The sequence below is a fragment of the Streptomyces sp. NPDC059679 genome (genome assembly GCF_042734105.1).
Taxonomy (GTDB): Bacteria; Actinomycetota; Actinomycetes; order Streptomycetales; family Streptomycetaceae; genus Streptomyces.
This window is the reverse complement of sequence record NZ_JBHWES010000019.1, coordinates 53,902-71,293: the sequence shown is the minus strand read 5'-3', so window position 1 is coordinate 71,293 and position 17,392 is coordinate 53,902. Positions and strand designations below refer to the sequence as shown.

Annotated in this window: 14 protein-coding genes; 9 read left to right on the top strand and 5 right to left on the bottom strand. The window is 73.0% G+C overall.

All coding sequences use genetic code 11. The features are described 5' to 3' along the window. Together ACFV2X_RS21540 and ACFV2X_RS21535 are read right to left on the bottom strand one after the other, a co-directional pair. Nucleotides 1-822, bottom strand: coding sequence for a TetR family transcriptional regulator (locus ACFV2X_RS21540; protein ID WP_385618713.1), 822 nt, complete (start codon nt 820-822; stop codon nt 1-3). Between the two features lie 94 nt (nt 823-916). Next, nucleotides 917-2,770 carry a 3-hydroxyacyl-CoA dehydrogenase family protein gene (locus tag ACFV2X_RS21535; RefSeq protein WP_385618711.1) on the bottom strand — a complete coding sequence of 618 codons (1,854 nt, stop codon included), beginning with the start codon at nt 2,768-2,770 and terminating at the stop codon, nt 917-919. A 387-nt stretch (nt 2,771-3,157) separates the two neighbouring features. On the opposite strand from ACFV2X_RS21535, the gene ACFV2X_RS21530 reads away from it, so the two are divergent. Then, nucleotides 3,158-3,835, top strand: a complete 678-nt coding sequence (locus ACFV2X_RS21530; protein WP_385618708.1) for a HEAT repeat domain-containing protein — start codon at nt 3,158-3,160, stop codon at nt 3,833-3,835. A gap of 328 nt (nt 3,836-4,163) precedes the next feature. Here the strand turns inward: ACFV2X_RS21530 and ACFV2X_RS21525 are convergent, their stop codons facing one another. After that, entirely contained in the window at nt 4,164-4,700 is a 537-nt protein-coding gene (locus ACFV2X_RS21525) for a GNAT family N-acetyltransferase (protein WP_385618705.1), read from the bottom strand. A 58-nt stretch (nt 4,701-4,758) separates the two neighbouring features. On the opposite strand from ACFV2X_RS21525, the gene ACFV2X_RS21520 reads away from it, so the two are divergent. Then, a complete protein-coding gene (locus ACFV2X_RS21520; RefSeq protein ID WP_385618703.1) occupies nt 4,759-5,547 on the top strand; it encodes an SDR family NAD(P)-dependent oxidoreductase in 789 nt (262 codons plus the stop codon). Between the two features lie 48 nt (nt 5,548-5,595). Beyond that, nucleotides 5,596-5,952: a MerR family transcriptional regulator gene (locus tag ACFV2X_RS21515; protein ID WP_385618701.1), complete on the top strand. Its 357-nt coding sequence runs from the start codon at nt 5,596-5,598 to the stop codon at nt 5,950-5,952. Nucleotides 5,953-5,967: 15 nt separating this feature from the next. Here the strand turns inward: ACFV2X_RS21515 and ACFV2X_RS21510 are convergent, their stop codons facing one another. Together ACFV2X_RS21510 and ACFV2X_RS21505 are read right to left on the bottom strand one after the other, a co-directional pair. Further along, on the bottom strand, nt 5,968-7,038 hold the full coding sequence (locus ACFV2X_RS21510) for an Rv2578c family radical SAM protein (RefSeq protein WP_385618698.1): 1,071 nt from the start codon (nt 7,036-7,038) through the stop codon (nt 5,968-5,970). 108 nt (nt 7,039-7,146) lie between these two features. Then, nucleotides 7,147-8,598, bottom strand: a complete 1,452-nt coding sequence (locus tag ACFV2X_RS21505; RefSeq protein WP_385618843.1) for an MFS transporter — start codon at nt 8,596-8,598, stop codon at nt 7,147-7,149. A gap of 237 nt (nt 8,599-8,835) precedes the next feature. Between ACFV2X_RS21505 and ACFV2X_RS21500 the strand changes: the two genes are divergently transcribed. The 6 genes from ACFV2X_RS21500 to ACFV2X_RS21475 all read left to right on the top strand — a co-directional run bounded on the left by ACFV2X_RS21500 (nt 8,836) and on the right by ACFV2X_RS21475 (nt 17,377). Then, nucleotides 8,836-9,414: a TetR/AcrR family transcriptional regulator gene (locus ACFV2X_RS21500; RefSeq protein WP_385618696.1), complete on the top strand. Its 579-nt coding sequence runs from the start codon at nt 8,836-8,838 to the stop codon at nt 9,412-9,414. 123 nt (nt 9,415-9,537) lie between these two features. Further along, entirely contained in the window at nt 9,538-9,987 is a 450-nt protein-coding gene (locus ACFV2X_RS21495; protein WP_385618694.1) for an SRPBCC family protein, read from the top strand. A 366-nt stretch (nt 9,988-10,353) separates the two neighbouring features. After that, complete coding sequence (locus tag ACFV2X_RS21490; RefSeq protein WP_385618841.1) at nt 10,354-12,792, top strand: MFS transporter; 2,439 nt, start codon at nt 10,354-10,356, stop codon at nt 12,790-12,792. Nucleotides 12,793-12,889: 97 nt separating this feature from the next. Then, nucleotides 12,890-13,840: a hypothetical protein gene (locus ACFV2X_RS21485; protein WP_385618690.1), complete on the top strand. Its 951-nt coding sequence runs from the start codon at nt 12,890-12,892 to the stop codon at nt 13,838-13,840. 113 nt (nt 13,841-13,953) lie between these two features. Beyond that, entirely contained in the window at nt 13,954-16,503 is a 2,550-nt protein-coding gene (locus ACFV2X_RS21480; protein ID WP_385618688.1) for a SpoIIE family protein phosphatase, read from the top strand. 154 nt (nt 16,504-16,657) lie between these two features. Beyond that, nucleotides 16,658-17,377, top strand: a complete 720-nt coding sequence (locus tag ACFV2X_RS21475; protein WP_385618685.1) for a class I SAM-dependent methyltransferase — start codon at nt 16,658-16,660, stop codon at nt 17,375-17,377. The last annotated feature ends 15 nt before the right edge of the window (nt 17,378-17,392 follow it).

Here is a 17,392-nt window from a genome sequence, read left to right as displayed (position 1 = left end):
CTACCGCTTCAGCGCCTGCTCGATCGTGCGCATGACCTCGTCCAGCGGGGCGTCCGTGCGGGCGACCAGCACCATTACGTCCTCCTCGCCCTTGGCCGACACCGTGGCCGCCGGGCGGGTGGGGACGGGGCGGGCGGCGCCGATGCCTGTGCCGAAGGCCTGGCGGACGATGTCGAAGGCGTGGTCCAGCTGTCCCTCCACATCGCCCACCCCGCCCGCGCGCAGCCAGCGCCGCAGGACGTGGTTGTGCGCGGTGACCACGGCGGAGGCGGCGACCTCCGCGAGCAGCGGGTCGTCGTCGCCGTCGTGGTGGGCGCCCTCGTCGAAGTGGCCCAGCAGATAGCTGGTGAACAGCCGCTCGTAGCGGGCCACCGAGGCGATTTCGCGCTCGCGCAGGGCGGGCACCTCGCGGGTCAGGCGGTAGCGCTCCACGGAGACCGCGGGGGCGGCGGCGTACATCCGCATGACCTCCTTGATCCCCCGGCACACCGTGTCCAGCGGGTGCTCGTGCGGTGGCGCCGCGTCCAGTACGTCCGCGGCCCGCACCAGTGTGTCGTCGTGGTCCGGGAAGATCGCCTCTTCCTTGGAGCGGAAGTGGCGGAAGAAGGTGCGGCGGGCGACCCCCGCTCGCGCCGCGATCTCGTCGACCGTCGTCGCCTCGTAGCCCTGGGTGGCGAACAACTCCATGGCCGCGGCCGCCAGTTTGCGGCGCATGGTGAGGCGCTGCGCGGAGGCCCGGCGGTTGCCGGCGCTGCCGCTGCCGGAGGAGGAGTTCGAGCGGTTCGTACGCGGCGTACGAGTGGCCTTCAGAGGCTGGGACATGTGGGGAACGTACTGCATTTCCCCGGGGGATGCCCCCTGGACCCCTGGGGTCGCCGGGGCGGGCTCCAGCAGCCCGCCCCAGGCCGGCCGCTCCTCAGGCCTTCGCATACTCGCGGAAGCCGCGCCCCGTCTTCCGCCCCAGGCACCCCGCCGCGACCAGGTGCTCCAGCAGCGGCGCGGGCGCCAGACCGGGCTCCCGGAATTCGCGGTGCAGCACCTTCTCAATGGCCAACGACACATCCAGGCCCACGACGTCCAACAGCTCGAAGGGCCCCATCGGATAGCCGCCGCCGAGTTTCATCGCGGCGTCGATGGCGTCCGGCGAGGCGTAGTGCTCCTGGACCATCTTCACCGCGTTGTTGAGATACGGGAACAGCAGGGCGTTGACGATGAAGCCGGCCCGGTCGCCGCAGTCCACCGGGTGTTTGCGCACGGCCCGGCACACCTCGTGTGCGGTGGCCCGCACGTCGTCCGCCGTGAGGACCGTACGCACCACCTCGACCAGTTTCATCGCGGGTGCCGGGTTGAAGAAGTGCAGGCCGATCACGTCCTGCGGGCGCGAGGTCGCGCGGGCGCAGGCGATGACGGGGAGGGAGGAGGTGGTCGTGGCCAGCACCGCGCCCGGTTTGCAGACCTTGTCGAGGGTCGCGAACAGCTGCTGTTTGACGGCCAGGTCCTCCGCGACCGCCTCGACCGCCAGGTCCACGTCCGCGAAGGCGTCCAGCGATCCGGCCGGGGCGATCCGGGCCAGCGTCTCGTCGCGGGCCTGCTCGCTCAGCCGGCCCTTGGCCACCGACCGCTCCAGGGACCGGGCGATCCTGGCCTTGGCCGCCTCCGCCTTCTCCGGGGCGCGGGCGGCCAGTACGACGTCGTGGCCCGCCTTGGCGAAGACCTCGGCGATCCCGCTCGCCATGGTGCCCGAGCCGGCGACCCCCACCGTACGGACCGGGCGCGCGGCGGCCGCGGCCCGGGCGGCGGGGTCCGGGGTCAGCGCGTCCGGGACGACGGCGCCGCTGCCCGGCGCCTCGTACGTATAAAAGCCGCGGCCCGCCTTGCGGCCGGTAAGCCCGGCCTCGGCGAGCTGGCCCAGGACGGGCGCGGGCGCGTGCAGCCGGTCGCCGGAGGCCGCGTACATCGCCTCCAGGACGGTACGGGCCGTGTCGATGCCGACCAGGTCGAGCAGCGCCAGCGGGCCCATCGGCAGGCCGCAGCCCAGCCGCATCGCGGCGTCGATGTCCTCGCGCGCCGCGTACTTCGCCTCGTACATCGCGGCGGCCTGGTTGAGATAGCCGAACAGCAGCCCGTCGGCGACGAATCCCGGCCGGTCGCCGAGCCCGACGGGCTCCTTGCCGAGGTCGTGGGCGAGCGCGGTGACCGCGGCGACGGCGGCCGGGGAGGTCAGCACGCTGGAGACGATCTCGACGAGCTTCATGGCGGGCGCGGGATGGAAGAAATGCAGGCCGAGAACGCGCTCCGGGTGGGCGGAGTCGGCGGCCAGCCGGGTCACGGACAGCGCGTTGGTGCCGGTCGCCAGGATGGTGTCGGGCCGGACGACGGCGTCCAGGGCGGTGAAGACCTCCTGCTTGATGTCATAGCTCTCCGGCACGACCTCGATCACCAGGTCGGCGTCGGCCGCGGCCCGCAGATCGGTGGAGACGCGGAAGCGGGCGAGCGCGTCCTCGCGCTCCCGCTCGGTCATCCGCTCGCGGCGCACGGCGCGGGCGGTGGCGGTCTCCAGCGCGGCGAAGGCCCGGCGGGCGGCGCTCTCGCTGATGTCGACGCCGATCACCTCGCGGCCCGCGCGGGCCAGCAGTTCGGCGATTCCGGTGCCCATCGTGCCGAGCCCGATGACGGCGACAGTAGTGAGTGAGGCCGAGGAGGGGGAGAGATCTGGGGAGGGCGTACGGCCGGAGGGACGGCCGGCGTCGTTGGTCGGAAGACGGTCCATCGCGGACTCCAGAGGGTGTTCCCCGGAAGTGGGGATGACGTGACGACTGAGAGGAGCTTTCGGTCATGCGCGTTTCGGTCAAGCGCGGTGGGCTGACACGAAACTCCGGCGGAAGGAGCGGAAGGGCTTGCACGCTCCCTGACGGACAGCGCCACACGGAGCAAACTGCCCGTGGGAGACACACGGCCGGCCCTGTCCCGGGGCCACGCCGTACAGAACTGCACTGCCGAACCGACTTCACACGGCGGCTGCGTCACCAGGCCGCCAGAGCAGGGGTGCTGCTCGTGTCGTCAGTTTAACTCGCGGGTAACCAAGATGCCAGGGCACATTTTGTGACCCGCGCGCCGGGGCGCCGGGCGCAGGTCACCGGGGAGGGGAGACCACGACATGGACGAAGAATTCCGCGTACTGACCGACCGGGTGCGGGCCTCGCTCTCATCCCCGGAGGAGACCAGGGCCCACGCGTCGCTGCTCGCGCTCGTACGGCAGGGCAGCCCCGCCGCCCGTGAACAGCTCGCCCGTATCCTCGTCGCGCCCGAGCAGCCGCTGTGGGCGCGGGAGACCGCCGCGTTCGTGCTCGGCAGCGCGGGTGACCGGCGGGCCTTCGAAACCCTCGTGCTCCTCCTCAACTACCGCGAACCGGCCCGCTGCGCGACCGCCGCCCGCGTCCTCGCCCGCCTCGGCGACCCGCGCACCGCCCGCGCCGCGGCCGCCCTGGCCACGAACCCGCTGCGCACCGCCTACTCCCTCCACCCCATCCGCCTGCTCGTCGAACTCCGCGCCCCCGAGTCCGTCCCGGCCCTCGTCGCCGCCCTGGAGCGTCAGTTGGCCGCCCGCGACCGCCACTGGCCGATCGCCCGCGCCTGCGTCGAGGGCCTGGGCGCCATCGGCGACGAACGCGCCGTCCCCGCCCTCACCTCCGCCTCCCGTCACCCCCGCCTGAGCGCCGCCGCGGCGGCCGCCCTGGCCCGTATCAGCGGTGGCGGCGGCCTCGGGGCCGCCCCCGACGCCGGCCCCACCCGCCGCCCGGCCCCGGACAAGTCGGGGCGGGCGCGGGTGCGGTGACGCGGTGGCGGTTCAGCGGTCGGCCGGGTGGCGGTGGGGTCGGTTCTGGGCGGCCCGTCCCTGGGGCGCACTGCCGTGCCCGCTGCCCTGCTGGCTGAGCGTGGCCGCGGTGGCGCCGGCGCGCGTCCAGCGGCGCCGCCCTACGTCGTCCGGCGCCGGACAAGCGGGGGCGCGGGTGCGTTGAGGCGCGGGTGTGCGGTGAACCCGGCGGCGCCCGGTGCGGTGCCGGGCCGTGCGGTTCGGGGCCCACCGCGGCAGTGCCGCGTCCGCGTCCCCCGGGCGGCGCTGCCTGTGGAGACCACCGTCGGGGCGCCGCGCTGTCGTGGCCTCAGACGGCCGTGGGGGCGAGAGACCGGGCGTAGCGGAGTTCGGGGACGGGGACGCCTTCCACCTCGTAGTCCTCTTGGCCGCCGTCGGGGGTGAAGCCCGCGCGCTCGTAGAAGTGACGGGCGTGGGTGTTGCCCTCGAGGACCCAGAGCCGCAGGTGCGGGAAGCCGCGTTCGGCGGCTCTGGTGATGGACTCCGTCAGCAGGGCGTGGCCGATTCCGGTGCCGATCTGGTCGGGGCGTACATAGATCGCGTACAACTCCGCGTCGCCCGAAGGGAGATCGCGGTCCCGGTACGGACCGAGACACGCCCAGCCCACCACCTTGCCGCCCGCGTTCTCGGCCACAAGGTTGACGACGTCCCCCAGGCCCCGGGAGAAGAACTCCCGCCGCCGCGCCGCGTCCTTCTCGACGCTCAGGCCGTCCAGGTGCGCCTGCGGTATCAGCCCCCGGTACGCCGCCTGCCAGCCGCGCACCCGCACCGCCGCCACGGCGTCGATGTCCGCTTCCGTCATGAGCCTCACGCGTACGCCGTCCATCCGACCACCGTAGGCCGCTTGACCCTGTCATTGGCGGCAGGGTCGCACGATCCTCGCCATGAACCACAACAGCGACACCGGCAACAGCGACACCGGCAACAGCGACACCGGCGACAGGGTCGCCCTCGTCACCGGCGCGGGCACCGGGATCGGGCGGGCCACCGCCCGTGCCCTCGCCGGGCAGGGGGCGCGGGTGGTGGTGGTCGGGCGGCGGCCCGGGCCGCTGGAGGAGACGGCGGCGGGCCGCCCGCGGATTCAGCCGCTTCCGGCCGACATCACCGCCGAGGGCGCCGCGGAGGACATCGTGCGGCGCGTGACCGAGTCGTACGGCCGGCTGGACGTGCTGGTCAACAACGCCGGGGTCGTACGCGCCGCGCCGCTGGGCGACATCACCCCCGAGCTGGCCACCCCACTCCTGGCGACCAACCTCCTCGCGCCCGTCCTGCTGACGCGCGCGGCCCTCGGCCCGCTGGAGGAGAGCGGCGGCGTGGTGGTGAACGTCAGCACCTCCGTCGGTCAGCGGGCCTGGCCGGGCAACTCCTTCTACGCGGCGACGAAGACCGCCCTCGAAACGCTGACCCGCAGTTGGGCGGTGGAGCTGGCGCCGCGCGGGGTGCGGGTGGTGGCGGTCGCGCCCGGGGCGATCGAGACCCCGATCGGGGAGCATCAGGGGCTGACGCCCGAGCAGCGCGAGCGGGTACGGGCCTGGCAGCTGGCCCACACCCCGCTGGGGCGGATCGGGCGGCCGGAGGAAGTGGCGTGGGCGATCGCGCAACTGGCCTCGCCCGGGGCGTCGTTTGTGACGGGGATCGTGCTGCCGGTGGACGGCGGGGCGGTGATCGGCTGAGGGGCGGCTGAGCGACAGCTGATAGAAACGGCACCGGAGGTGGGACCGGTGCGGATCGGGGAACTGGCGAAGGCCACGGGCGCGACGCCGCGCGCGCTGCGCCACTACGAGCAGGCGGGGCTGATCACGTCCTCACGCGAGCACAACGGCTACCGCGACTACGACGAGCGCACCGCCGTCCGCGTCCGCAACATCCGCCATCTGCTCTCCGTCGGCCTCACCCTGGACGACGTCCGCTGCTTCCTGCCGTGCCTGGACGGCGATATGACGAGCGCGCGGCCCAGCCCCGAAGGGCTCGGCATCGCCCGGGACCGGCTCGCCGTCCTCGATGCGCGTATCGCCGCCCAGACCGAGGCCCGCGACCGGCTGGCGGCCGCCCTGGGCAACCTGAGCGCGAGGGAATGAGCGTCTGCCGGCCCCTTACAACAGGGTCAGCTGGTCGGGCGCCTCGGCGGCGACCGCACCCGTCCCCGTGTCCGCACCCGCACCCGCACCCGTATCCGTATCCGGACGGTCCGGGACGCCCCGGTGCTCGCCCGCGCGGTACGGGCCGATGCCGTACTCGTCGGCGAACTCGTGGACCATCCCGGTGATCCGCCGCTGATACCACCGGGGCGCGTACGTCCCGCCCTCGTAAAGCGCGTCGTACCGGCGCAGCAGGCGCGGGTGGTGGTGGGTGAGCCAGGCCGTGAACCACTCGCGGGCGCCGGGCCGCAGATGCAGTACGAGCGGGGTCACGGAGGTGGCCCCGGCCGCGGCGACGGCCCGTACGGTCGCGCGCAGCTGCTCGGGGGAGTCGCTGAGGAAGGGGATGACCGGGGCCATCAGCACACCGCATGGGATGCCGTGGTCGGTCAGCGTACGTACCGCCTCCAGCCTGCGCTGGGGCGAGGGCGTGCCCGGCTCGACGGTGCGCCACAGGTCAGGGTCGGTGAAGCCGACCGAGACGGAGACGCCGATGTCGGTGACGCGGGAGGCGCGCCGCAGCAGCTCCAGGTCGCGCAGGATCAGGGTGCCTTTGGTGAGGATGGAGAAGGGGTTGGCGCGTTCGGTCAGGGCGGTGAGGATGCCGGGCATCAGCCGGTAGCGGCCTTCGGCCCGCTGGTAGCAGTCGACGTTGGTGCCCATGGCGATGTGTTCGCCGCGCCAGCGGCCGGAGGCCAGCTCGCGGCGGAGCAGTTCGGGGGCGTTGACCTTCACCACGATCTGGGTGTCGAAGCCGAGCCCGGTGTCGAGGTCGAGATAGCTGTGCGTCTTGCGCGCGAAGCAGTACACGCAGGCGTGGGAGCAGCCGCGGTACGGGTTCACCGTCCATTCGAACGGCATCCGTGAGGCGCCGGGCACCCGGTTGACGATCGAGCGGGCGCGGATCTCGTGGAAGGTGATGCCGCGGAACTCGGGGGTGTCGAAGGTGCGGGTGGTCACCGCGTCCGCCGCGAAGAGGGCGGGCGTGGCGGCCCCGTCGCCGTCGGTCAGGTTGTCCCAGCGCATGGCGTGCACCTCCGGGGGTCTCGCTCGTACCCAGAATTAGAACACATGTTTCATTCATGGGTCAGCCCCCGGAGGTACGTGTCGCGTGTCCCGCGCTCCCGTGTTCCGTCAGCCGCGGGCGCTCGGCGCCGTGGCCCGGGGCTCGGCGCTCGCCGGGGTGCCGGCGGCCCGGAGCGAGCCGGCGGTGAGGCGGGCGCGGTGGGCCGGGACGAGCAGGGCCGCGAGGGTGGCGGCGAGGCAGAGCACGGCGAGCAGGGCGTAGCCGTGGGTGTAGCCGGATTCGTACGGCAGGCCGGAGGGCTGGAGGCGGCTGGTGACCAGCACGCTGGTGATGGAGGCGCCGATGGAGCCGCCGATGGTGCGGATGTTGGCGTTCATGCCGGTCGCCGCGCCGGTCTGCTCGGCCGGGACGCTGCCCACGATGAGGTTGGCCATCGAGGCGAAGGCCAGGCCGATGCCGAGGCCGAAGATCCCGGCGACGAACGCGACCTGCCACTGCTGGTCGTGCCACAGGGTGAGGAAGCCGCAGGCGACGGCGCCGAGCGCGGCGCCCGCCACCAGCAGCCGCTTGGCGCCGAGCCGCGGCTCGAGGCGGCCGCTGAGCACGCCCGCGCCGAACATGGCGATCAGCATGGGGAGCATCAGCAGCCCGGCCCCGGTGACGCTGGCGCCGAAGCCGTATCCCGCGGCGGACGGGGTCTGCGCGAAGGCGGGGAGGAAGGACCAGATCGCGTACATGCCCGCGCCGAACAGCAGCGCCGCGGCGTTGGTGGTCCATACGGCGGGCAGCCGCATCACGCGCATGTCGATCAGCGGGTTGGCGGAGCGGGCCTCGGCCAGCAGCCACAGGGCGAACAGCAGCGCGGCGGCCACGAAGAGCGTGATCACCCGGGCCGACCCCCAGCCCCAGACGGCGGCCTGGCTGAGCGGCAGCAGCAGCGCGATCAGCCAGCCCGAGAGCAGCGCGGCGCCGAGCCAGTTGACGCGTCCGGAGGCGCGGGTGGGGGATTCGGGGATGAAGCGCAGGGCGATCAGCGCGGTGGCGGCGACGATGCCGACGGGCAGCCAGAACAGCCAGCGATAGTCGAGCGCGGAGACGATGGGCCCGGCGGCGACCACCCCGACGCCGCCGCCCGCGGCGATGACCGCCGAGAGGTTGCTGATGCTGGGGCTCACCTCCTCGGCGGCGAACTCGTCGCGGATGATGCCGAAGGAGAGCGGGAACAGCGCGCCGCCGATGCCCTGGATCACCCGGGCGACGATGAGTACGCCGATCGTGGGTGCGAGCGCGGCGAGCAGACAGCCGAGCGTGAGGGCGACGAGGACCGCGACCAGGGTGCGCTTCTTGCCGATCAGATCGCCGACGCGGCCGAGGATCGGGGTGAAGATGGAGGCGGAGAGCAGATACGCGGTCATCACCCAGGTCGCGGTGGACTGCGAGGTGTGCAGGGCGTGCTGCACGGTCGGCAGGGCCGGGGCGATCAGTGACTGGAGCATGGAGAACACGCCGGCGCCTGTCGCGAGGACCGCGAAGGTGAGGCGGGTGGAGCTGCGGGGCATGGTGACCTCTCCGTACAGGACAGGGGACGGGGCGGTACGCGCCTGGGCGCGGCCGACCTGGGGCGCGGGCACTGTGGAACGGTGGGCGCACGAGGGTGCGCGACCGGCGGTGCACGGCCCCGACTGATAAAGTGGAGGTGTACCTCCACTCTAGCGGAGGTCAACCTCCACTTTCAAACCGATTGCTTCGATCCCCGCTTCGATCCCTGTTTCGACTCGTTCCGCCCGGAGGCCCCCGTGACCGTCCCGCAGCTCCCCGTCGACGAGATCGTCGCGGCCCAGCGCCCGTACCGCCGGGATGCCGCGCGCAACTACGACGCGCTGCTGTCCGCCGCGCGCGAGGTGTTCGCCGAGAGCGGCGCGGAGGCGCCGCTGGAGGACATCGCCCGCCGCGCCGGGGTCGGCATCGCCACGCTCTACCGGAACTTCCCGACCCGCCGCCATCTCTTCGAGAGCGTCTACGCCGACGAGGTCGCCGCGCTCTGCCGGGTGGCCGAGGAGGCCGCCGCGCTGGAGCCCTGGGAGGCGCTGGACTCGTGGCTGCGCCGCTTCGTCGGCTACAGCGTCACCAAGCGGGCGATCCGCGAGGCCATGGACGACGAGTCGGACATCTTCCAGGCCTGCCGTGAGTCGATGTACCGGGCGGGCGGCCCGCTCTTCGACCGCGCGCGGCAGGCCGGCCGGGTCCGCGCCGATATCGACTTCGACGACCTGCTGCGGATGGTCGCCGGGATCACCGCGACCAACTTCCTCGACGACGCCCAGCGCGACCGCGTCCTCGGCGTGGCCCTCGACGGCGTCCGCGCCGCGCGCTGATCCGGCCGCCGCCGCTCTACCGGTGGCGGCCTCCAATTAGGCAAAGTCCCAGCAAAAATGGTTGGCTTGCCGCAGTCGAGGGCGCCTCAGGCCGGGGCGCCGGTCAGCGAGTGGAGGAGAGCAATGGGCCAAGTCGAGGCCACCACCGAACGGATCGTCGCGGGCAGCCCCGAGGACGTGTTCGACGCGCTCGCCGACTACAGCGGTGTGCGCGGCCGGCTGCTGCCGGAGCAGTTCAGCGAGTACGAGGTACGCGAGGGCGGCGACGGTGAGGGCACGCTGGTCCACTGGAAGCTCCAGGCCACCAGCAAGCGCGTGCGCGACTGTCTGCTGGAGGTGACCGAGCCGACCGACGGGGAGCTCATCGAGAAGGACCGTAACTCCTCGATGGTCACCACCTGGACCGTGACCCCGGCGGGCGAGGGTCAGGCGCGGGTGGTCGTCACCTCGGTCTGGCAGGGTGCGGGAGGCATCGGCGGCTTCTTCGAGCGGCTCTTCGCGCCCAAGGGCCTGGCCCGGATCTATGATGCGTTGCTCGCCAACCTCGCCACCGAGGTCGCGAAGCAGAAGTAACCGAAGGCTCACCGGATCGGGTGGTTTTCTCTGCGGCGCGGTTAGCCGCCGCACACCCTCCGACCGGGGCGAAAGCCTCTTACGTCCCTCTCCCCACCGGTCAGCGGCGATTCGTCGCGCTTGCTCACAGTTGTCGCGTAATGCGAGAAATGGGCGGCGGTGCAGGCGCGACGAGGGGAGAAGGACGTGGGCGGGATCACCTGGACCCCCCTGGCCAAGGGGGGCGAGCCGGGGCGCGCCACCGGTCCCGTACCCGCCTGGGCCCGGACGGCGCAACAAGCGGCACAACAAGCCCAACAGGCGCAGCAGGCTCAGCAAGCCCAGCAGGCGCAGAAGGCCCAACAGGTCCAGCAGGCGCACGAAACGGTGCGGCAGCCGACGCACCAGACGGCCGATGAGGCGCCAGACCCCGGCCCAGCGGGCGGCGGCCCAGCGGGCGGCGGCCCGGCAGGCGGTGGCGGCGCTCCGGTCGGGCTCAGCCCGGCCCGGGTCCGGATGGTGTTCTTCGGGCTGATGCTCACGCTGCTGCTGGCGGCCCTCGACCAGACCATCGTGGCCACGGCCCTGCCGAAGGTGGTCGGCGAACTGCACGGCCTGGACAAGATGTCCTGGGCCATCACCTCGTACCTCCTCGCCTCGACCATCGTGCTGCCGATCTACGGCAAGCTCGGCGACCTGATGGGGCGCAAGGGCGTCTTCATCTTCTCCATCGCCGTCTTCGTGGCCGGCTCCGCGCTCGCGGGCTGGTCGCGCACGATGGACGAGCTGATCGCCTTCCGGGCGGTCCAGGGCGTGGGCGCCGGGGGCCTGATGATCGGCATTCAGGCGATCATGGCGGACATCGTCCCGCCCCGCGAGCGCGGCCGCTACATGGGGCTCATCGCCGCCGCGTTCGGCCTCGCGTCGGTCGCGGGTCCGCTGCTCGGCGGCTTCTTCACCGACCACATGTCCTGGCGCTGGTGCTTCTACGTCAATGTGCCCTTCGGCCTGGTCACGCTGGCCGTCGTGGTCGTGGCGCTCAAGCTGCCCAAGCCGACCAGGCGGGCGCGCTTCGACTACCTGGGCGCGCTGCTCCTGGCCGTGTCCTCGACCTGCCTGGTGCTGCTGACGAGTTGGGGCGGCACCGAATACCCGTGGAAGTCCCGCGTCATCCTCGGGCTCGCGCTCGGGGCGCTGGGCAGCGCGATCCTCTTCGTCGTCATCGAGTCGGTGGCGGTCGAACCCGTCATCCCGCTGCGGCTGTTCCGCGACTCGGTCTTCTGCGTCACCGGGCTCATCGGCATGGTCCTCGGCGTAGCGCTCTTCGGGGCCGCCAGCTATCTGCCCACCTTTCTCCAGATGGTCGACGGCGCCAGCGCCACCGAGTCGGGGCTGTTGCTGCTGCCCATGATGGGCGGCATGGTCGTGGCCTCCGTCGCCTCGGGCCAGCTCATCAGCGCCACCGGCCGGTACCGGATCTTCCCCATCGTCGGCGGCGTGCTCTCCGCCATCGGCATGTGGCTGCTCTCCCGGATGGACGAGGACACCTCCCGCCCGGACTACAGCCTGTGGATGGGGATCCTGGGGCTCGGCATGGGGCTGGTCATGCCGGTGCTGGTGCTCGCCGTCCAGAACTCCGTACGCCCCGCCGACATCGGCTCCGCCACCAGCGCCAACAACTACTTCCGGCAGATGGGCGGCAGCGTCGGCGCGGCCGTCTTCGGCACCCTCTTCGCCCACCGCCTCGCCGACCGGCTCGCGGTCGAACTCCCCACGGGCAGCGGCGATCCAGGGGCGTCCGGCGCCGGGATCCCCGACCCCGAGTCGGTCACCCCGCAACTGGTGCACTCGCTGCCCGGTCCGCTGCGCGACGGCTATATCGCGGCGTACGCCGACGCCATGCCGCGGATCTTCCTCTATCTCGTGCCGGTGCTCGTTCTGGGCTTCCTGCTCGCCTTCCTGCTGAAGGAGAAACCTCTGGTGTCCCACACCGACTTTGCCGTCCAGCAAGAACCCGTCGTCCCGGCCGCGCGCACCGTGCCCCGCACCGCCCCGACGCCCACCACCGCGGGCATCCCGGTCTGCGGCACCGTCCAGCACCACGACGGCACCACCGTCCCACGGGCGGCGCTCACCCTCATCGACGTCGCCGGACGCCAGATCGGGCGCGGCGCCACCGGGGAGGACGGACGGTACGCGCTGAGCACCCCGGGCGCCGGCTCCTACATCCTGATCGCCGCGGCCGGCGGCCATCAGCCGCGGGCGGTCAGCGTCACCGTCGGCGACCGCCCGGTCGACCTCGACGTCGTGCTCGGCGGCGCGGGGCGGCTCGCCGGGACGGTGCGCACCGCGGACGGCGCGCCCGTGCGGGATGCCACGGTCACCCTCACCGACGTACGGGGCGAGGTCGTCGCCACCACCCGCAGCGGGCTCGACGGGGGCTATGTGATCTCGGAGTTGGTGGCGGGCGAGTACACCCTCGCCTCCAGCGCCCCCGCCTTCCGCCCCGCCGCGCTGCCGGTCACCGTCCAGGCCGCCCGCGAGACCCGGCAGGACATCGAGCTCGCGGGCGGCGCGGTGCTGCGCGGCGTGGTGCGGGCGGGCGGCGGACGGCTCGTCGAAGACGCGCGCGTCACGCTGCTGGACGCGGCCGGCAACGTCGTCGACACGGCGACCACCACGGCCGACGGCGCCTTCCGCTTCGTCGACCTCTCGGCCGGCGAGTACACGGTGATCGCGGCGGGCTACCCGCCCGTCGCGACGGTCCTCCAGGTCGCGGGCGGCGGCCGTACCGAACGCGACCTTCAACTCGGCCACGAGGATTGAGCGCTCCGGAGTAGGGGGCGGTTCGTCTTCGTGCCCTAGAATTCGCGGCCACTGACGAAAAACGCGTGGTCGCAGGCGCGGGCGAGGAGGAGTCGCGATGGCAACGGGGGGATGGGGTCCGCCGAACGGCCCCGGGCAGGGAGGCAACCGCTGGGGACCGCAGCCCCCGGCACCCGATCCGTACGGGCCTCCGCCGACACCGGATCCGTACGGACCGCCGCCGCCGAACCCGTACGGGCCCCCGCCGCCACCCCCCGGGCCCTACCGGCCCGCGCCCACAGGTCGGCGCTGGTACCGGCGGGTGCCCTTCCTCTCCTTCCTCGTCCCCCTGCTCCGCCTGGCGCACCGGCCCGCCCGGAAACTGTTCGACCAGGACGGCGGTGGGCGCGTCCACGACCCCGTGGTCGACCGCGTCCAGATCACCCGCACGGTGCTCGGCCTCCTCGCGACGTGCGCCCTCTACTACACGTACGGATCGGAAGGCGACCTGAAGGACCAGGCCAGCCAGAGCGCCGGCCAACTCATCGTGACCCCGGTCCTGCTCCTCATCGCCGGACCGGTGGTCATCGCCCTCTTCATCCGCTACGCGCCCGCGGAGCGGCGGCGGTTGCTGCGCTCCCGGCTCAGCGTCCCGGCCAAGACCGTCGGCTGGTACGTCCTGACCGTGGCCGTCCTCGCCGCCACGCTGTGGTTGGTCTCGGCCAACCCCGACGTGCTGGAAGGGCTGCACGGGGTGTGGCTGTTCGTGGCCGCGGTCCCGGCGCTCGTGTTCGTGCTGTGGGGGCTGCCGTTCTTCTTCATGGCCTCGGCCTACGTCGCCCGCTCCGCCTTCAACACCGCCTATGTGCACGCCGCGCTGCCGGCCGTGATCACCGTGGTGATGGTGTGGATCATCGCCGTCCTGAACGCGACCGGGGGCGGTATGCCGGGCGGGCCGCTGTGGGCCCAGTTCTGTGCCCTGTTCGGCGGCCCGCTGACGGTGACCGGGGTCTCCCTGTGGGAGCTGCGCCGACTGCGCACCCGCCACGGCGTGACCATCCGCGGCTGAGACAGCGGCTGAGACATCCCCCTATTCGGGTATTGCGGAGCACGGCGCCCCGCGGCGGCCGTACCGTGGGTAGCGGTGGCGCAGATCTTGCCTGGCTAAGGAGTCTTCCCGCTATGGACCATGGCACGTCGCGCGGCGACGACGAGGCGGGCGGGGTGCCCAGGGTGCCGGTGCAGCGGGGTGGCGGGCCCGGGAGGATGCCGCTCGCGGTGGTGGTCATCGATGTCGACGGGCTGGTGACGCACTTGAGTTCCGGTGCGCACAGGCTCTTCGGGCGGAGCCGTGAGGAGGCCGTGGGCTGCCGGGCCGTCGATCTGATGCCGGTCTCGGGCGCGCTGGGCGGGGCCGACTGGGAGGGCGGGGAGCGCGGGCCGGACCTGGACGCCTCGCTGGGCGGGGCGGCGCCCTACCCCACCGCCGGGCGGGCCCGGATGGCCGATGGCCGGGACAACGATTCGGTCGAAGTTCTGTGGTGGGCCTATCCGCTGGTCGGGCCGGGGCCGGAGCGGCTGCTCGTGCTCGCGGCCGACGCCTCCGGCCTGGCCGAGGCGGAGCGCGCGGCCGTCGGCGGCGAGGGGGAGCGGTTCGCGCCCGGCTTCGCCCGGCACACCGAGTTCCCCGGCGCGGACCGGCTCGCCGGGCGGCTGCCGGACATCCTGCCCAACATGGGCCCGGCCAGGGCGGGCCGGATCGTCGCCCAGATCCTTGAACTCGGCTATCCGGCGCTGGAGATCAGCAGGCACGAGCGGGTGCCGGTGACCCCGGACTGGGGCATGCCCCGCTACCGCGAGCGCCAGGCGCGGCAGGAGGCGGCCCGGCGCGCGGCGTCCGCCGGAGGCGGGGGCGGGGGCGCGGGCCAGGGTGGGGGCGCGCGGGAAGCGTCGCACGCCCCCGGTGTGCCGTACGCATCCGAAGACTCGTACGCATCCGAAGCCCCGTACGACGCGGCCGAAGACCTCGACCTGGAGTACGCCGCCGTCCGCGAGCGGCTGGAATTCCTCAACGAGGTCAGCGGGCGCATCGGCAGCTCCCTCGACCTCGCCCGCACCATCCGCGAGGTCACCAGCGCCGCCGTGCCCCGCTTCGCGGACTTCGCCGGCACCCATCTGCGCGCCCAGGTGCTGGCCGGCGAGGGGTTCCCCGACGGCCCGCCCGACGTCACCACCATCTGGCACCGGGTGTGGGTCGAGCACAACGACGAACCGGGCCGCTGGGACGACACCGTGCCGGTCGGGGAGGCCATCGCCTTCCCCGAACACACGCCGTTCTTCCAGTGCATGGTCACCGGCGAGCCCGTGCTGATCCCGTACATCGACGACGCGCTGGGCGACCGGATCTCCGGGGAGTTCGAGAAGCGGGACCTGCGGCCGCTGATCAACGGGCGGTCGCTGCTGATCGTGCCGCTCAAGGCGCGCGATGTGGTGCTGGGCTTCATGGTGCTGATGCGCCGCGCGGGGCGGGAGCGGTTCCACGACATGGACCGTACGACGGGCGCCGAACTTGCCGCCCGCGCGGGCCTGGTGCTCGACAACTCCCGGATGTACACCTACCAGGAGAACGTCGCCGAGACGCTCCAGGACAGCATGCTCCCCCAGGTCACCCCCCGTATGGCCGGATGCGACACGGCCACCCGCTATCTGCCGGGCACCCGGCTGGGCCGGGTCGGCGGCGACTGGTTCGACTGCGTCAAGCTGTCCGGCTCGCGCACCGCGCTCGTCGTCGGCGACGTGATGGGACACGGCCTGAACGCGGCGGCGATGATGGGTCAGTTACGCACCGCCGTACAGACCATGGCCGCCCTCGACCTGCCGCCCGCCCAACTGCTGCGCAGCCTCGACGACCTGGCCCAGCGGCTCGGCGAGCACTACCTCGCCACCTGCCTCTACGCCGTCTACGACCCCATCCGCTCCGAACTGCTGATCTCCAACGCGGGCCATATCCCGCCCGTGCTGGTGCGCGCCCAGGACGGCCGCAGCGAACTGCTCGACCTGCCCACCGGAGCGCCCATCGGGGTCGGCGGGGTGCCCTTCGAGACGGCCCTGGTACGGGTGGCGCCCGGCGACCGCCTGGTGCTGTGCACCGACGGCCTGGTCGAGGTGCGCGGCCAGGACATAGGCGCCGGGCTCGCGGCGCTGTGCGAATCCGCCGCGCATCCGGCGGCGTCGATGGACGAGGCATGCGACACCATCATCCGCGCCCTCAACACCCGGGGCGGCCGCAAGGACGACGTGGCGCTGCTGATGGCCCGGCTGAACGGCATCCCGACGGCGGACGTGGCGCAGTGGCGGCTCGCGCTGGAGCCGGGCGAAGTGGGCCGGGCGCGGCGGCTGGTGCGCGAGCGGCTGCTCCAATGGGGCCTGCCGGAGGCCGTGGAGACCGCGGAGCTGCTGGTCAGCGAGGTGGTGACCAATGCGATACGGCATGCCCACACCCACCATGTCGTGCTGCGTCTGGTGCGTACGGACGCGCTGCTGTGGGAGGTCTCCGACGATGACCACGAACTGCCGACGCTGCTGAGCGCGGGCCGCGACGACGAGACGGGGCGCGGGCTGCGGGTGGTCGGCGCCCTGGCGCGGGAGTGGGGCAGCAGCCGGTCGGCGGACGGCAAGACCGTCTGGTTCGAACAGAGCCTTCCCCGTCCGGGGAGCCCGGGGCGCCCGTAGCACCCGGGGCGCCCGTAGCACCCGGGGCGCGCGGCGCGCGCGGGCGCGAATATCGCGTGAAGGAAAGCGCCGGGCCCTTGTCCGGGCCCGGGGAGTGGCGGTAGTCACCTGGAGCGTACGGGCAAGAGGAGGCGTCTACTCCGGGGAGCGGTGGATGAGCGTATCGGAGCGCTACAGGCAGGCGTGGGAGAGCTACTGGCAGAACACCTCGGACGCGCCGGGGGAGGCCATCTGGGACGCCGATCCGTCGCTGTCCGCGATCCCGCACCTCGCACTGCTGGCCCCGCACGCCGACGCCACACTGCCGATCGCCGACCTCGGCTGCGGCAACGGCACCCAGACCCGCTATCTGGCCACCCGCTTCCCCCGCGCCATCGGCGTGGACCTGTCCCACGCGGCCATCGACCACGCGCGGCGCGCCGATACGGAGAAGGTGGCGGAGTTTGAACAACTCAGCCTGACCGACACCGCGCGCGTACGGGAACTCCATGAGCGGCTGGGCGACGTCAACGTCTATATGCGCGCCGTCATCCACCAGAGCGACCCGTCCGACCGGCTGCCGGTCGCCGAGGCGGTGGCCACCCTGCTGGGGCGGCGCGGCCGGGCGTTCGTGGCCGAGCTGACCGAGGAGTCCAAGACCGTCCTGCGGGAGGCCGCGCAGAGCCCCGGCGGCCCGCCGCCCAAGCTCCGCCGGGTGTTCGACCACGACCTGCGCCCCGCCGACGCGCGCACCGCCGAGGTGCCGGAGCTGCTGCGCGAGGCGGGGCTTACGGTGCTGGCCCACGGGCCCACCACCCTGCCGCAGACCGAGTACCGGGCGGACGGGACGCGGATCGACCTCCCGGCACACTGGTACGTGGTCGCCCCGGCCTGAGCCCCGGCCTGAGCC

Excerpts from the sequence above, each read along its gene's own strand:
- ACFV2X_RS21540 (WP_385618713.1), bottom strand. The coding sequence starts at position 822 with ATGTCCCAGCCTCTGAAGGCCACTCGTACGCCGCGTACGAACCGCTCG.
- ACFV2X_RS21535 (WP_385618711.1), bottom strand. The coding sequence starts at position 2,770 with ATGGACCGTCTTCCGACCAACGACGCCGGCCGTCCCTCCGGCCGTACG.
- ACFV2X_RS21530 (WP_385618708.1), top strand. The coding sequence starts at position 3,158 with ATGGACGAAGAATTCCGCGTACTGACCGACCGGGTGCGGGCCTCGCTC.
- ACFV2X_RS21525 (WP_385618705.1), bottom strand. The coding sequence starts at position 4,700 with ATGGACGGCGTACGCGTGAGGCTCATGACGGAAGCGGACATCGACGCC.
- ACFV2X_RS21520 (WP_385618703.1), top strand. The coding sequence starts at position 4,759 with ATGAACCACAACAGCGACACCGGCAACAGCGACACCGGCAACAGCGAC.
- ACFV2X_RS21510 (WP_385618698.1), bottom strand. The coding sequence starts at position 7,038 with ATGCGCTGGGACAACCTGACCGACGGCGACGGGGCCGCCACGCCCGCC.
- ACFV2X_RS21505 (WP_385618843.1), bottom strand. The coding sequence starts at position 8,598 with ATGCCCCGCAGCTCCACCCGCCTCACCTTCGCGGTCCTCGCGACAGGC.
- ACFV2X_RS21495 (WP_385618694.1), top strand. The coding sequence starts at position 9,538 with ATGGGCCAAGTCGAGGCCACCACCGAACGGATCGTCGCGGGCAGCCCC.
- ACFV2X_RS21485 (WP_385618690.1), top strand. The coding sequence starts at position 12,890 with ATGGCAACGGGGGGATGGGGTCCGCCGAACGGCCCCGGGCAGGGAGGC.
- ACFV2X_RS21480 (WP_385618688.1), top strand. The coding sequence starts at position 13,954 with ATGGACCATGGCACGTCGCGCGGCGACGACGAGGCGGGCGGGGTGCCC.
- ACFV2X_RS21475 (WP_385618685.1), top strand. The coding sequence starts at position 16,658 with ATGAGCGTATCGGAGCGCTACAGGCAGGCGTGGGAGAGCTACTGGCAG.